General features: G+C 74.9%; 12 protein-coding genes and 1 pseudogene. 9 read left to right on the forward strand and 4 right to left on the reverse strand.

The annotated features are described in order from the left end of the window. Positions 1-1,752 (forward strand): ABC transporter (locus tag VGP36_14570; GenBank protein ID HEV7655938.1); only part of this gene is annotated, 1,752 nt, incomplete at its 5' end. Further along, entirely contained in the window at positions 1,739-3,337 is a 1,599-nt protein-coding gene (locus VGP36_14575; protein ID HEV7655939.1) for a YfjP family GTPase, read from the forward strand. The genes VGP36_14570 and VGP36_14575, both read left to right, overlap by 14 nt. A 39-nt stretch (positions 3,338-3,376) precedes the next feature. Here the strand turns inward: VGP36_14575 and VGP36_14580 are convergent, their stop codons facing one another. Continuing rightward, entirely contained in the window at positions 3,377-4,291 is a 915-nt protein-coding gene (locus tag VGP36_14580) for an SDR family oxidoreductase (GenBank protein ID HEV7655940.1), read from the reverse strand. A 102-nt stretch (positions 4,292-4,393) separates the two neighbouring features. Between VGP36_14580 and VGP36_14585 the strand changes: the two genes are divergently transcribed. The 5 genes and pseudogenes from VGP36_14585 (at position 4,394) to VGP36_14605 (ending at position 8,714) form a co-directional block, all read left to right on the forward strand. Next, positions 4,394-5,056, forward strand: coding sequence for a TetR family transcriptional regulator (locus VGP36_14585; GenBank protein ID HEV7655941.1), 663 nt, complete (start codon positions 4,394-4,396; stop codon positions 5,054-5,056). Positions 5,057-5,201: 145 nt separating this feature from the next. Further along, a pseudogene (locus VGP36_14590) lies at positions 5,202-5,831 on the forward strand (ATP-binding cassette domain-containing protein). A 98-nt stretch (positions 5,832-5,929) separates the two neighbouring features. Then, positions 5,930-6,706, forward strand: coding sequence for an ABC transporter permease (locus VGP36_14595; GenBank protein HEV7655942.1), 777 nt, complete (start codon positions 5,930-5,932; stop codon positions 6,704-6,706). An 11-nt stretch (positions 6,707-6,717) separates the two neighbouring features. After that, complete coding sequence (locus tag VGP36_14600) at positions 6,718-8,037, forward strand: histidine kinase (protein HEV7655943.1); 1,320 nt, start codon at positions 6,718-6,720, stop codon at positions 8,035-8,037. Next, positions 8,034-8,714 (forward strand): response regulator transcription factor, encoded by a 681-nt coding sequence (locus VGP36_14605; GenBank protein HEV7655944.1) that lies wholly within the window; start codon positions 8,034-8,036, stop codon positions 8,712-8,714. Before VGP36_14600 ends, VGP36_14605 begins: the two co-directional genes overlap by 4 nt. A gap of 116 nt (positions 8,715-8,830) precedes the next feature. Here the strand turns inward: VGP36_14605 and VGP36_14610 are convergent, their stop codons facing one another. Both VGP36_14610 and VGP36_14615 read right to left on the reverse strand, forming a co-directional pair. Beyond that, on the reverse strand, positions 8,831-9,844 hold the full coding sequence (locus tag VGP36_14610) for a radical SAM protein (protein HEV7655945.1): 1,014 nt from the start codon (positions 9,842-9,844) through the stop codon (positions 8,831-8,833). Then, complete coding sequence (locus VGP36_14615) at positions 9,841-13,197, reverse strand: error-prone DNA polymerase (GenBank protein HEV7655946.1); 3,357 nt, start codon at positions 13,195-13,197, stop codon at positions 9,841-9,843. Before VGP36_14615 ends, VGP36_14610 begins: the two co-directional genes overlap by 4 nt. Before the next feature lie 134 nt (positions 13,198-13,331). Between VGP36_14615 and VGP36_14620 the strand changes: the two genes are divergently transcribed. Both VGP36_14620 and VGP36_14625 read left to right on the forward strand, forming a co-directional pair. Beyond that, complete coding sequence (locus VGP36_14620) at positions 13,332-13,919, forward strand: MarR family transcriptional regulator (protein ID HEV7655947.1); 588 nt, start codon at positions 13,332-13,334, stop codon at positions 13,917-13,919. Continuing rightward, on the forward strand, positions 13,912-15,186 hold the full coding sequence (locus VGP36_14625; protein ID HEV7655948.1) for an MFS transporter: 1,275 nt from the start codon (positions 13,912-13,914) through the stop codon (positions 15,184-15,186). The genes VGP36_14620 and VGP36_14625 overlap by 8 nt, the downstream gene beginning before the upstream one ends. Here the strand turns inward: VGP36_14625 and VGP36_14630 are convergent. Continuing rightward, positions 15,174-15,542, reverse strand: coding sequence for a nuclear transport factor 2 family protein (locus tag VGP36_14630; GenBank protein ID HEV7655949.1), 369 nt, complete (start codon positions 15,540-15,542; stop codon positions 15,174-15,176). The two genes, VGP36_14625 and VGP36_14630, sit on opposite strands and share 13 nt — an antisense overlap. Between the last annotated feature and the right edge of the window lie 18 nt (positions 15,543-15,560).

Below are 15,560 nucleotides of genomic sequence, written 5' to 3' on the forward strand. Positions count from 1 at the left end.
GTCGCGGCCGTCCGGGACCGGGCGGCGGCGCTGCGGCTCGGGCTGGAGGTCCCGGGCGCGGACGCGGCCCGCCGGTCCCGGCACGAGCTGGTCCGCCAGGTCGAGGACTACCTGCTGCCGCGGCTGGGCCGGCTCGACGCGCCGCTGCTGGCCGTGGTCGGCGGCTCCACCGGCGCGGGCAAGTCGACGCTGGTGAACACGCTGGTCGGGGCGCCGATCAGCCCGGCCGGTGTGCTGCGGCCGACGACCCGCTCGCCGGTGCTGCTGTGCGCGCCCGGGGACGAGCGCTGGTTCGCCGACGGGCGGGTGCTGCCGGGGCTGGCCCGCTCGTCCGGGCCGGCTGCGTCGGGGAACCGTTCGCTGCAACTGGTGCCGCACCCGGCCGTACCGTCCGGGCTGGCGCTGCTGGACGCGCCCGACGTCGACTCGGTGGTGGCCGGGAACCGCGAGCTGGCCGCACAGCTGCTGGCCGCCGCCGACCTGTGGATCTTCGTCACCACCGCCGCGCGGTACGCCGACGCCGTGCCCTGGGAGCTGCTGCACACCGCTCAACGGCGCGGGACCGCGCTGGCCGTCGTCTGCAACCGGGTTCCCGGCGGCGCGATGCGGGAGGTCATGGGCCACCTCGGGCAGATGCTGGCCGAGGGCGGGCTGAGCCGGGCGGCGCTGTTCGGGGTGCCGGAGGTGCCGCTGTCGGACGGGTTCATCCCGCCGCCGGCCGTGGCTCCGCTGAAGGACTGGCTGCTCGTGCTGGCCGCCGACGCCACCGCCCGGGCCGAGGTCGTCCGGGCCACCCTGGACGGCGCGCTGCGCAGCATGTCCGAGCGGGTGCCGGCACTGGCCCGGGCCGCGGACGAGGCCGGCGCGGCCGCCGCGGCGCTGCTGGAGGACGCCGACGTGCTCTACGCGGCCGCCATCCGGGACGTCGACGACGGCGTGCGGGGCGGGTCGGTGCTGCGCGGGGAGGTGCTGGCCCGCTGGCAGGAGTTCGTCGGGACCGGCGAGCTGCTGCGCGGGCTCCAGTCCCGGGTCGGGCGGCTCCGCGACCGCGTGACCTCCGCGGTCACCGGGCGTCCGATGGCCGACCAGGAAGTTGCCGAGGCGGTCGAGTCGAGCGTCGAGTCGCTGGTCCGGGCCGCGGCCGACCGGGCGGCCGAGCGGACCGCGGAGGCCTGGCGCGGCCGGCCCGGCGGGATCGCGCTGCTGGGCGCGTCCCGGGCGGTGCTGGGCCGGTCCTCGGAGGAGTTCAGCGAGGCGCTGCGCACCGAGGTGCGGGCCTGGCAGGGCGATGTCCTGGCCTTGGTGTCCTCGCAGGGAGCACAACGTCGTACAGCGGCTCGGCTCGCGTCCTTCGGCGTCAACGGCGCCGGGCTCACGGTCATGCTGCTGGTGTTCGCCCAGACCGGCGGGCTGACCGGCACCGAGGTCCTCGTCGCGGGCGGCACGTCGGCGCTGTCGCAGAAGCTGCTGGAGGCGGTCTTCGGCGACGGGGCCGTCCGGGCGCTGGCGACCCAGGCGCGGCTCGATCTGATGGACCGGGTGGAGAAGCTGCTCGACGGCGAGGCGTCGCGGTTCCGGGCGCTGGTGCTGGCGGGTGCGCCGGATGCGGGCGCGGCGGCCGGATTGCGGGCGGCGGCGTCGGATCTGGAGCAGGCTCGGCGGGCGACGGAGGCGGTCAGCCGGCCGGCGCCGCCTGCGGTAGAGCCGCCGGCGCCTCCGAAGACCTCCTGGTGGCGGCGTGCCTTCGGCTGACTCCGCGTTGGCGACCCGGCTGGAGGCGCTGGACGACGTGGTCGCGCTCGGCCGCGGCCGGCTCGACCGGGAGCTGGTCGACGAGGCGGCCCGGGTCGCGGGCAAGGCCGGCGCCCGGCTCCGGCTGGGCGCCGCGCACACCGTGGTCGCGCTGGCCGGGGCCACCGGCAGCGGCAAGTCCTCGCTCGTCAACGCGCTGGCCGGGGCCGAGGTCAGCCAGGTCGGGGTACGCCGGCCGACCACGTCCGCGGCGACCGCGGTGGTCTGGGGCGCGGAGCGGGCCGGGGAGCTGCTCGACTGGCTGCAGGTGCCGCGCCGGCACACCGCCGGCGAGCACTCGCCGTACGCGGGGGACGGGCTGGTGCTGCTCGACCTGCCCGACTTCGACTCGGTCCGGGTCGAGCACCGGCTGGAGGTGGACCGGCTGGTCGAGCTGGTCGACCTGCTCGTCTGGGTGCTGGACCCGCAGAAGTACGCCGACGCCGCGGTGCATGACCGCTACCTGCGTCCGCTGGCCGGGCACGGTGACGTGACCCTGGTCGTGCTGAACCAGGCCGACCGGCTCGACCCGGCCGCCCGGGACGCCTGCCTCGCGGACCTGCGCCGGTTGCTGGCCGCGGACGGGCTGCCGGACGTGCCGGTGCTCGCGGTCTCCGCGGTCACCGGGCTGGGACTGCCCGAGCTGCAGAAGGAGCTGGCGGCGCGGTCGTCGGCCCGGCGGGCGTCCGTGCAGCGGCTGTCGGCGGACCTCGGTCGTACGGCGGCGGCTCTGGCGCCGGTCTGCCCGGGCGGGCCGACCGCCGGGATCGCGAAGCAGGACCGGACCGCGCTGGTCGATGCGCTGACGGACGCCGCGGGCGCGGACACGATCGCGACCGCGGTCGACCGCGCGCACCGGGCCCGGGCCGCGGCCGTGACGGGCTGGCCGTTCACCCGCTGGCTGCGGCGGCTGCGGCCGGACCCGCTGCGCCGGCTGCGGCTGCCCGAGGCGCCCTCGGAGGCGGTCCGGACCGGGCTGCCCGGGCCGTCGGCGGTGCAGCGGGCCCGGGTCGACACGGCGCTGCGGCGGCTCACCGACCAGGCCACGGCCGGGCTGCCGGACCCGTGGCCGGGGGTGATCCGGCGGGCGGCGACCGGCGCGACCGCGGAGCTGCCCGACCTGCTCGACCGTACGGTGGCCGGGACGGATCTCGGTGCCTCCCGGCGGCCGCGGTGGGAGCTGCCGGTCGGGTTCCTGCAGGCGGTGCTGGCGGTGGCCGCGGTGGCCGGGCTGGTCTGGTTGCTGGTGCTGCTCGCGCTGGACTGGCTGCGGTTCCCGGAGCCGCCGCTGCCGCACGTCGGGCGGGTGCCGGTGCCGACGCTGCTGCTCGTCGGCGGGGCGCTGGCCGGGCTGCTGCTGGCGCTGCTGGCGCGGCGACTGGCTGCGATCGGCGGCCGGCGCCGGGCCCGGGCGGCGCGGCGGCGGCTGCGGGGGCGGGTCGAGGAGGTCGCGCAGGCCCGGGTGCTGGCGCCCGTGGAAGAAGAACTGTCCGTCCACACGCGACTCTGCGCCGCCGTCGGACGTCTCGCCGCCACCCGCCGCTGAGCTTCACCCCGCCCGATCGCTCCGCGGCCGGGTGGGGGATCAGGGGCGGGGCGGGAGGGTGACGCCGGTGAGCTTCTCGGCTTCGGTCCAGAGGCGGGTGGCGACGGCGGCGTCCCGTCCGGGGGCCGGGATCTTCGCCGGGCCGGTCGGGCCGACGAGGTTGAACCAGCCGGTCGGCCCGTAGTAGCCGCCGTTGACCGCACCCGGGTCGACGGCCGCGTAGAGCAGCGGCTCGGTGCCGGTCTCCACGCCCTGGGACGGGACCAGCGGGATCCGGGTGAACAGCGGCTGCCGCTGCGACTCGCGGCCGAGCGAGGCGCCGGCGGTCTGCAGGTTGGTCCGGGTGTAGCCGGGGTGCGCGATCGTGCTGCGCAGGTCCCAGCCCCGGTCGCCGGCGATCGTGGCCAGCCGGAGGCCGAGCATGAGGTCGGCCAGCTTGGACTGCGCGTACGACCCGACGGGGCGGTAGCGGCGGGTCTCCCACTGCAGGTCGGCGAAGTCGATCCGGCCGCGGGCGGCCAGGCCGCTGCTCATCGTCGCCACCCGGGCGCCCGGCGCCGCCAGCAGCAGCGGCAGCACGCGCACGGTCAGCGCGAACGCGCCGAGGTAGTTCGTGCCGAACTGCAGCTCGAAACCGTCCTTGGTGGTCATGCGGCTCGGCGGGGTCATCACGCCGGCGTTGTTGACCAGCAGGTCGATCGGCCGTTCCAGCCGCTCGGCGAACTCCTGGACCGAGGCGAGGTCGGCGAGGTCGAGCCGGCTTACCTCGACCTTGGCGGCCGGGTGGGCGGCCAGGATCTCGGCCTTCGCGTCCTCGCCCTTGGCCGGAGTGCGGACCGCGAGCAGCACCTCCGCGCCGGCGCCGGCGAGCCGTTTCGCCGCCTCCTTGCCGGTGCCGCTGTTCGCGCCGGTGACGACGGCGAACCGCCCGGTCTGGTCGGGAACCTCGTACATGACCTGCTCCTCGTGTCGATCAGACCGACGGTCTGTTGCCTGGTCAACGCTAGCAGACCATCGGTCTGTACGTAAAGGACCATCGGTCTGTAAGATCGGCTCGTGGTGACCTTCCAGCGCGCCCGCAGCGAGGAGCAGCGGGAGATCCGCCGACGCGCGATCCTCGACGCCGCCGTGGCGATGCTGGGCGAGATGCCGGTCGCCGAGATCACGCTCAACGAGCTGAGCCGCCGGGCCGGGCTGGCGAAGTCCAACGTGCTGCGGTATTTCGACTCGCGCGAGGCCGTGCTGCTCGATGTGCTGGAGCGGGCCTGCCGGGACTGGCTGGAGGCGTTGAGGCCCTCCCTGGCCATCATCCGCGGGACGGTGGTCGCGCGGCGGGAGGCGCTGGCGGTCGTGCTGGCCTCGTCGCTGGCCGCCCGGCCGGTGCTCTGCGACCTGCTCGGCGCGCAGGCCGCGGTGCTGGAGCGCAACGTGTCGCCGGAGGTGGCGGCGCACTTCAAGCGGTGCCTGCTGGAGCTCGGCGGGTTGTTCGCGAGCGAGATCGTGGGCGTGCTCCCGGAGCTGGGGGCGGAGAAGACCGAGCGGTTCGTGGCGGCGTCGATGATCTTCACCGGTGCGGCCTGGTCGTTCTGCCAGCCGTCGGCGGCGATGCTGGCTGCGTACGAGGCGCACCCCGAGCTCGCCGCCCTGCGGATGGATGTCGAGACCACCCTTCGTGACGTCTTCGCCACCCTCCTCGCCGGCCTCCACGCCCGCCCGTAGACCTGCCCGCGCGTCGGGGACGCGGCCGGGAGTGGAGGGCCGGGTCGGGCCGCGTGGGGCCGGGCCGGTCGTAGGCCGGGAGGCATACGAGGTCTGGTCGGCGGGCTGATGTCCCGGGAGGGGCGCCGCTCCTAGCGTCGGTCGCGTGATCGAGATCGAGAACCTCACCAAGCGGTACGGCGGGACGCTCGCCGTCGACGGCATCGACTTCACCGTGCCGGCCGGCGTCGTCACCGGCTTCCTCGGCCCGAACGGAGCCGGCAAGTCCACGACCATGCGGGTGATCGCCGGCCTGGACGCCCCTACCCGCGGCCGGGTGCGGGTCTCCGGCGTCGACTACCGGCGCAGCCCGGCCCCGATGGCCGAGCTCGGCCTGCTGCTGGAGGCGCGCAGCGTGCACCCCGGCCGGTCCGCCCGCAACCACCTGCTCGCGCTGGCCCGGACCAACGGCATCGGCCCGCGCCGGGTCGACGAGGTGCTCGGCCTGGTCGGGCTGGCCGACGTGGCCGGCCGGCGGGTCGGCGGCTTCTCCCTGGGCATGGGCCAGCGGCTCGGGGTCGCGGCCGCGCTGCTCGGCGACCCGCGGGTCGTCGTACTCGACGAGCCCGTCAACGGGCTCGACCCCGAGGGCGTCCGCTGGATCCGATCGTTGCTGCGGGGACTCGCGGACGAGGGCCGCACGGTGTTCGTGTCGTCCCACCTGATGACCGAGATGGCGCTGACCGCGACCCGGGTGATCGTGATCGGCCGGGGCCGGCTGCTGGCCGACACGACCGTGGTCGGCCTGACGACCCGTGCGGACGGGAGCACCGTGAGCCTGGAGGACGCCTTCCTGGAGCTGACCGCGGACTTCGTCGACCACCGGGCCGCGCGATGAGCGGGGTCACGCAGCTCGGCGTGCTGCGCTCGGAGTGGACCAAGGTGCGGTCGCTGCGCTCGACGGTCTGGACGTTGCTGTCCGCGCTGGCGTTGATGGTCGGCATCGGCGGCCTGCTGGCCCAGGTGAGCACCGACCAGTACGCGACGATCGCCGACGCCCGCCGGCACGGCTTCGAGCCGATCTCGGTCAGCCTGAACGGGACCAGCTTCGCGCAGCTCGCGATCGGCGTGCTGGGTGTGCTGATGATCAGCGGCGAGTACGGCACCGGGATGATCCGGGCCACGCTCACCGTGGTGCCCCGGCGGCTGCCGGTGCTGTGGGCGAAGCTGGCCGTCTTCGCCGCGGTCGTGTTCGTGGTGGCGCTGGCCGGCAGCGTGGTCTCGTTCTTCGCCGGGCAGCGGTTGCTGGGCGGGCTCGGGGTCGGCATCGGCGCGCCGGGAGCGGTCCGGTCGATCGTCGGAGCCGCGCTCTACCTGACCGTCGCCGGCCTGATCGGGGTCGCGCTGGGCGCACTGCTGCGCAACACCGCGGCCGGGATCTCGACGTTCGTGTCGGTGTTCTACATCATCCCGCCGCTGTTCTCCGTGCTGCCGGCCTCGGTCGACCAGCACGTCTCGCCGTACCTGCCCTCGAACGCGGGGGAGGCGCTCTATCGGGACTTCCAGGGGCTGGACTGGTTGTCGCCCTGGGCCGGGTTCGCGGTGCTCTGCGCGTACGCGGTCGCGCTGGTCGGAGTCGCGTCATGGCGTCTTCTCAGGTTCGACGCTTGAGAATGCGGCGCATGCGACGTGTCCTCGACTGGGTGCTGGCCGTGGGGTCGGCGGCGTCGGTCCTGCCGAACCTGAGCGGGAACCTGCGGCCGTTCCCGGTCGTCGTGCTCGCGGTCGCGCCGCTGGTGGTCCGGCGGCGGTGGCCGGTGGCGACCGGGGCGTGGTTGCTGGTCGTCTCGGCCGGGATCGCGCTCTGGGTGCCGGTGGCGGTGCCCGGGGCCGGGCTGCTGGTCGCGCTCTACACGATCGCGGCGCAGCGGCCGCGGTGGGTCGCGCTCGCCGCGGCCGGGGCCGTCGAGGCTGGTGCGGTCGCGATGGCGGTACGGCTGCCAGGCCCCTGGATCGGCGGCGCCGCCTTCCTGACCGCGCTCATGCTCGCGGCCCTCGGGCTCGGCCTCGCCGCCGCCGGCCACCGCGCCGCGATGCTCTCCCTCCGAGCCCACGCCGCCGCCCTCGGACGCGAACGGGACGCGGCGGCGGCGCTCGCGGCCGCGGCCGAACGGGAGCGGGATTCGGTGGGGGCGCTGGCGACGGCGGCCGAGCGGGGGCGGATCGCGCGGGAGATGCACGACATCGTCGCGCACCACCTCACCGTGATGGTCGCCCTCAGCGATGGTGCGGCCGCGACGGCCGGCGCTTCCGCTGCGGCCGAGGCCATGCGTTCGGTCTCGGCGACGGGGCGGCGGGCGTTGGGGGAGACCCGGCGGGTGGTCGGCGCCGACCCGACGCTGTATCCGGCACCGGTCCTGGCCGATCTGGACACGCTCGTCACCGAGGTCGGAGCGGCCGGACTGGCCACGACGCTCGTCATGACCGGTCCGGTGGCGGCGCTCCCGGACGGCGTGCAGCTGGCCGCCTATCGGATCGTCCAGGAGGCCCTCACCAATGCCCTCAAGCACACCGGCCCCGGCACTCGCGCCGAGATCCTCCTCGACACGCACTCCACCCACCTGACCGTCACCGTCACGAACTCGGCCCCGATCGGCCGGACCGGCCTGACCGGCCTGACCGGCCGGCTCGGCTCGGCCGGCCTGACCGGCCCGGCCCACTCGACCCGCCCACCTGGGCCGACCGGCCCGACCGGCCCGGTCGAGAAGCCCGTTCTGGTCCGGGTCGGTGGGCCCGGGGGCGCGTCGGCCGAGGTTGTCGGCGGAGCTGGTCCGGCCCTGCCGATTCGTTCCGGGTCCTCAGGCGGGGCCGGGATGGTGGGTGTCGGGAACGGGTTGGCGGGGATGCGGGAGCGGGGGCGGGCGTACGGTGGTGAGTTTCGGGCGGGGCCGCGGGCCGAGGGTGGCTGGCAGGTCGTGGCACGGCTGCGGGTGGAGCCGTGACCCGGGTGCTGCTGGCTGACGACCAGGCCCTGCTGCGGACCGGGTTCCGGCTGATCCTCTCGGCCGAGGACGGGATCGAGGTGGTAGGCGAGGTGGCCGACGGAGCGGCCGCGGTCTCGGCGGCGGCGGCGCTGCGCCCGGACGTGGTGCTGATGGACGTCCGGATGCCCCAGGTCGACGGGATCGCCGCCACGGCCGCGATCGTCACCGCCCGGCCGGAGACGCGGGTCCTCATCCTCACCACCTTCGACCTGGACGAGTACGTCGTGGCCGGGCTGCGCGCCGGGGCCAGCGGGTTCTTGCTCAAGGACGCTCCGACCGGGGCGCTTCCGGCCGCGATCCGTACGGTCGCCGCGGGCGACGCCGTTCTCGCCCCGTCGGCGACCCGCCGTCTGCTGGACCGGTTCGCGGCGCTGGAGACGCCGTCGCCGGGGCCGGTGCTGGCCGGGTTGACCGGCCGCGAGCGCGAGGTCTTCGACCTGCTCGCGGCGGGCCGGTCCAACCGCGAGATCGCCCGATCCCTCTACCTCTCCGAGGGCACGGTCAAGATCCATGTCGGGCGCATCCTGGCCAAGCTCGGCCTCCGCGACCGCATCCAGGCCGTCATCCTCGCCTACGAGACCGGCCTGATCCGACCGGGCGCCGCTCCCGGCCCAGCCACCCGATCATCGACCTGAGTCCGGACGCCGCGCGGACGCCCGTCGGCCCCGCACCGCGCGGACGCCCGTCGGCCCCGCGCCGCGCCCGTCGGCCCGCGCCGTAGGCCCGCGCTCGTCGCCCAGGCCGTACCGGCCTAGGGGACGACAGCTTCGCCGGCGGGGACGCGGGCTTCACGCGGCGTCGCGTACCGCGCGCCGGCTCGTTCGGCGATCGTGCGGACCCGCGCCGCCAGCGCCTTCTGCTCGGCGTCGGGCAGGTACGGCCGCTGGTAGCGGCGCTCGTAGTCCTCGGCCAGCCCGGGTTCCCGCGGCCGCAACCAGCCCAGGAAGTGTTCCCGCACGCCGGGGCGCAGGTGCAGCATGATCGCGGTCACCGAGCGCGCGCCGGCCTCCACGCAGGCGGTGACGACCTCCTCCAGCTGGGCCGGCGAGTCCGACATCCCCGGCAGGATCGGCGCCACCAGCACGCCGGTCCGGATCCCGGCCTCGGACAGCTGGCGGACCGCGTCCACCCGTCGCCGCGGGTTCGGCGCGCCGGGCTCGGTCGCCCGCCAGACGGCCTCGTCCAGCGTCCCGATCGACAGCGAGACCGACACCTCGGTCCGCTGCGCCGCCGCCGTCAGCACGTCCAGGTCGCGCAGCACCAGCGCCGACTTGGTCAGCACCGAGAACGGGTTGCGGGCCTCGCCCAGCACCTCGACGATGCCCCGGGTCAGCCGGTACTTACCCTCGCACCGCTGGTACGGGTCGGTGTTCGTGCCCATCGCGATCGACTCGCCGGTCCACTTCGGACTGCGCAGCTCGGCCTTGAGCCGCTCGACCGCGTTGACCTTCACCACGATCTTGCGCTCGAAGTCCTCGCCGATGTTCAGCCCGAGGTAGTCGTGCGTGGGCCGGGCGAAGCAGTACGTACAGGCGTGGGAGCAGCCGCGGTAGGCGTTGATCGTGAAGCGGAACGGCATCCGGGACGCCGCCGGCACCTCGTTGATGATCTTGCGGGCGTGCACGTGCAGGAACTCCATGCCGGACATCCGCCCGGTCCCGCGCTCGGTCGTCATGAGGTCGTCGGAGGAGAACAGTGAGCCCTGCCCGGGCGCGTCCGGCTCGGGGGCGTCGGCCAGCCGCCACCGCAGCGGCACGGCGGTCATCGGAAGTCCCGGGAGGTCGACTTCACCGAGAGCTCGAGCTTGTCGATGCGCTCGGCGACCACGTTGGTGACGCCGTCGACGCGCTCGAGCATGCCCCGGATCACCAGCGCCGCGGACTCCCGCGCCACCCGCCGGTGCCGGGCCCACACCGCCTTGGAACAGATCACGTTCACCAGTCCCGTCTCGTCCTCGAGGTTGAGGAAGGTGATCCCGCTCGCCGTCGCCGGCCGCTGCCGATGGGTCACCACCCCGCCCACCAGCACCCGCGACCCGTCGTCCACTGTGGACAGACCTTTCGCGGTGAGCACGCCGGCCGCGGCCAGCTGGTCGCGGACGAACTGGGTCGGGTAGCTGTCCGGGGACACCCCGGTGGCCCAGACGTCCGCCATCGCCGTCTCCACGTCGTTGGGCAGCGGCAGCGGGGGAGCGTCGACGCCGACGGTGAGCCCGGCCAGCCGATCCGGCCGGTCCTGCGCGACCACCCCGGCCGACCACAGCGCCTGCCGGCGGCTGAGCCCGAAGCAGCCGAACGCCCCCGCGGTCGCCAGCGCCTCCAGCTGCGTCGAGGTCAGCTCGGTCCGGCGGACCAGGTCGGCCATGTCCCGGTACGGCCGGCCGGCCGCGATCCGCTCCGCCACCTCCGACCCGATCGCCCGGATCGAGGCCAGCCCGATCCGGACGGCGAACCCGGTCGCGGCCACCAGGTCGCTCCAGTCGGCCGCGACCGAGGCGACCGGCGCCGGCCCGTCCGGGTCCTCCCGCTCCAGCGCCGGTCCGGCGGCGGAGGCGTTGAGGTCCGGCCCGCGGACGACCACGCCGTGCCGGCGGGCGTCGGCCACCAGCGTCTGCGGCGAGTAGAACCCCATCGGCTGCGCGTCCAGCAGGGCCGCGCAGAACGCCGCCGGGTAGTAGCGCTTGAAGAACGCCGACGCGTACACCAGGTAGGCGAAGCTGATCGAGTGGCTCTCGGCGAAGCCGAAGTTGGCGAACGCGGCGAGCTTCTCGTAGATCTCGTCGGCCGCCTCGCCGACGATCCCGTTGGTGGCCATGCCCGCGTAGAGACCCTCCCGCAGCTCGGCCATCTTCTCGTGCGACCGCTTGGAGCCCATCGCGCGGCGCAGCAGGTCGGCGAACGCGGGCGTGCAGCCGGCCGCGTCCATCGCCATCTGCATGAGCTGCTCCTGGAACAGCGGCACGCCCAGCGTGCGCTGCAGGGCCGGCTCGAGCAGCGGGTGCGTGTACGTCACCGGCTCCAGGCCCTGGCGGCGACGGATGTACGGGTGTACCGAGCCGCCCTGGATCGGCCCGGGCCGGATCAGCGCCACCTCGACCACGAGATCGTAGAACTCCCGCGGTCGCAGCCGGGGCAGGGTCGCCATCTGGGCCCGGCTCTCGACCTGGAAGACGCCGATCGAGTCGGCCTCGCAGAGCATGTCGTACACGCCCTCGTCGTCGACGGGGAGCATGGCCAGCTCGATGGTCCGGCCGTGGTGCTGGCGGATCAGGTCCATCGTGGTGTGCAGCACGGCCAGCATGCCCAGCCCGAGCAGGTCGAACTTCACCAGCCCGGCGACCGCGCAGTCGTCCTTGTCCCACTGCAGCACCGAGCGGTCGGTGAACGAGGCCCACTCCACCGGGCAGACCTCGGCCACCGGCCGGTCGCAGATGACCATGCCGCCGGAGTGGATGCCGAGGTGCCGCGGGAAGTGCATCAGCTCGGTGGCCAGCTCCACGACCTCCCCGGGGATGTCGTGGTCGACGGTGTCGGTGAGCGGCCCCCAGTGCTCGATCTGCTTGGACCAGGCGTCCTGCTGGCCCGGCGCGTAACCGAGGGCGCGGGCCATGTCCCGTACGGCCATCCGCGGCCGGTACGTGATCACGTTGGCGACCTGGGCCGCGCGATCCCGCCCGTACCGCTCGTAGACGTGCTGGATGACCTCCTCGCGGCGGCCGGACTCGATGTCCAGGTCGATGTCCGGCGGGCCGTCCCGGTCCGGGGCGAGGAACCGCTCGAACAGCAGCCCGTACGCCACCGGGTCGACGGCGGTGATGCCGAGCGCGTAGCAGACCGCGGAGTTGGCGGCCGACCCGCGGCCCTGGCAGAGGATCCCGCTCTCCGCGCAGAAGTCGACGATCTCGCTGACGATGAGGAAGTAACCCGGGAAGTCGAGCCGCGCGATCATGTCCAGCTCGTACCTCAGCTGCTTGTACGCCCCGGGCACCCGCTCCGCGTCGGGTGAGCCGTACCGCCGGACGGCGCGGGCCAGGGTCAGCTCGCGCAGCCAGCTCATCTCGTCGTGCCCGTCGGGGGTGTCCCAGTCCGGCAGCTGCGGCGCCACCAGCTTCAGGTCGAACGAGCAGGCCACGCCGAGCTCGGCGGCCCGCTGCACGGCGCCGGGGAAGCGGGCGAACCGGGCCGCCATCTCCGCCCCGGAGCGCAGGTGCGCGGTGCCGGCGGCGGGCAGCCAGCCGTCCATCTCGTCCAGGCTGCGCCGGGCCCGGACCGCGGCCAGCGCGGTCGCCAGCCTCCGCCGCCGGGGGGAGGCGTAGTGCGTGTTGCCGGTGGCCACGGTGACCAGCCCGCGGCGGCCGGCCAGCTCGGCCAGCGCGTCGTTGCGGGCGTCGTCGAGCGGGTTGCCGTGGTGCCAGAGCTCGACCGCGACGTTGGCCCGGCCGAACCGGCCGACCAGCTCGTCCAGCGCGCGGTCGGCCGCGTCCGTCCCGGCCGGGCCGCCGGCCGCCAGCGCCGCCGGGACGGCGCCCTTGCGGCAGCCGGTGAGGACCAGCCAGTGGTCGTCGTGCGCGCCGGCCAGCTCGTCCGCGTCGTAGATCGGGCGGCCCTTGGTGCCGCCGCCGAGCTGGGCCGCGCTGATCTGGTGGCAGAGCCGGCCGTAGCCCTCGGCGTCGCGGGCCAGCACGAGCAGGTGGTCGCCCTCCGGGTCGGCGTGGCCACCCTGCGGCTCGGTCAGCCGGAGGGACAACTCGGCGCCGTAGACGGTCTTCACCCCGTGGACGCGGGCGGCCTCGGCGAACCGGACCACCCCGTACATCCCGTCGTGGTCGGTGAGGGCGATCGCGTCCAGGCCGAGGCGGGCGGCCTCCTCGGCCAGCTCCTCCGGGTGGCTGGCGCCGTCGAGGAAGCTGAAGTTGGAGTGGCAGTGCAGCTCGGCGAACGGCACCCGGTCCTCGTCCGGGACCGGCGCCGGGGTGGCCGGCGGGGCGACGTAGTCTTCGCGGCGACGGGACCAGGCCGGGCTGTCCCCGCCGTCGCCGGGGTGCGTTCCGCCCGGGCGGCGACCGGACAGCGTGCGCTCCAGCTCGGCCCATGGGATCGGTGGGTTGTTCCAGCCCATCACCGACTCCTCCCCGCTTCTGCACGCCTTCCGACGCCAGTCGATGCCTCTCGACGCAGCCCAGGCTACTCGAACGCATGTTCGAACCGTCAAGGCCGATTTCAGTTACGACAGTGCTGTTAGGGTTCGCGGACGTGACTGATTTCGTGCCCGCCCGCGCGGTCGGGACCGAGCTGCGCACGCTGTTCGAGCAGATGGACTCGGATGTGGGCACGGCGCTGTCCGAGCTCGGCCTGACCGGCTACCGCGGCCGCTTCTCCCCGTACGTCCGCGTCCTCGCGGAGGGACCGGCCAGCGTCCGGCAGCTGGCCGCGGCGACCGGGGTGACGCACTCGGCCGCCAGTCAGAGCGTGGCCGCGATGGTGCGTACGGGCTGGGCCGCACAGCGGGTCGGCGCCGACGCGCGGGAGCGGATCGTCGCGCTCACCGACCGGGCCCGGCAGGCGCTGCCGGCGATCCGGGCCGAGTGGGAGGTCACCGCGGCCGCGCTGGCCGGCCTCGACGCCGAGCTGCCGTACCCGCTCTCGACGTTCGTGACCGACCTGCGGGCCGCGCTGGAGCGGCGGCCGTTCCGGGACCGGATGGCCGCCGCGGCCCGGGATCCCGGCGCCTCGGCCGACGTCGCCGCCCACCGGGAGGTGCTGGGCGCCGACGTCGCCGCCCACCGGGAGGTGCTGGCCGCCGATGTCGCCGCCCATCGCGAGGTGCTGGGCGGTGCCTAGGATCCTGCTCGACGTCCGGCCGCTGCGCGCGTCGGCCGACTTCCGCCGGCTCGCGGTGTCGACGACGATCTCGCAGCTCGGCGGACAGATGACGACGTTCGCGGTCGCGCTGCAGGTGTACACGCTCACCGGGTCCTCCGCCGCGGTCGGCGGGGTCGGCCTGGCCGCGGCGATCCCGTCGATCTCGGCCGGGCTGCTCACCGGCACGCTCGCCGACGCCGTCGACCGCCGGAAGCTCGTGCTGCTGACCAGCACCGGGCTGACCGCGGTGTCGGGGCTGTTCGCGGTCCAGGCGTTCGCCGGCCAGCGCAGCGTCTGGCTGCTCTACGGCCTGGTCGCCCTGCAGTACCTGCTGTCGGCGATCAACAGCCCGGCCCGCCGGACGTTCACGCCCCGGCTGCTGCCGCGCGAGCTGATCCCGGCCGGCGCCGCGATCACCATGCTCTCGATGCACCTGAGCCTCATCGCCGGACCGCCGCTGGCCGGGGTCATCACCGCCGCCGGCGGCCTGCGGTTCTGCTATCTGATCGACGCCGTCAGCTTCACCGCGGCGCTGTACGCGGTGTTCCGCCTCCCGCCGATGCCGCCGGACGGGGCCCGGGCCGCGGTCAGCCTGCGCGCGGTCGGCGACGGGTTCCGGTTCATCGTCCGGCGCAAGGTCGTGCTGGGCGCCTTGCTGTCGGACCTGTCCGCGACCGCGCTGGGGATGCCGATCGCGCTGTTCCCGGCGATCAACGCCGACCGGTTCGGCGGCGCGCCGCAGACGCTCGGCCTGCTCACCGCGGGCCTGGCCGCCGGCGGCATCCTCGGCACGGCCCTGTCGGGACCGGTCTCGCACGTGGCCCGGCCGGGGCGGGCGATGGTCTTCTGCGGTGTCGGCTGGGGTCTCGGGCTGGTCGGATTCGGGTTGGCCCACTCGCTGACGCTCACGCTGACGTTCCTCGTGCTCGCCGGCGTCGCGGACGTGCTCACCGTGGTGTTCCGCTCCACCGTGCTGCAAACGGCGACACCGGATCACCTGCGGGGCCGGACGAGCTCGGCCGAGTTCGTCACCGGCGCGGCCGCGCCGCAGCTCGGCAACTTCCGGGCCGGCGTGCTCGGCTCGGTCCTGACGCCGGGGGCGAGCGCGGTGATCGGCGGGGTCAGCTGCGTGGCCGGGGCGGCGCTGCTCGCGCTGACCATCCCGGCGCTGCGGACGTACCGGACCGGTGACCCCGAGCTCGAGGTGGTGCCGGAGCCGCAGCCCGAGCCGGATCAGATCCTGTAGGGCGCGCGCCAGGCCGCGGGCTCCGCGCCGCCGGCCACGGTCCAGTACTCGACGGCCTCGGTGACCAGCCCGTCCCGTACGGTCCAGAAGGTCACGGCGCGGTGGTCGTCCGCGCCCATCGGGACCGACACCTCCGACACCACGGTGTCGCCGTCGGCGACGATCCGCAGGATGTGTATCGACCAGCCCTCCGGGAACTCGGCGTTGATCGCGACGAGCGCGTCCCGGCCCTGGAACCGCTCGGCGCTGACCGGGTACGTCAGCCGGACGTCGGCGGCCAGCAGCGCGGCGAAGCCGGCCCAGTCCCGGGCCTCGATCCGTTCCCACAGGGTTCGTACGACCTCGGCCGGGTTCATGCGGCAGTCTGGCAGGCT

The sequence above is a fragment of the Mycobacteriales bacterium genome, from assembly GCA_035995165.1.
Lineage (GTDB): Bacteria > Actinomycetota > Actinomycetes > Mycobacteriales > CADCTP01 > CADCTP01.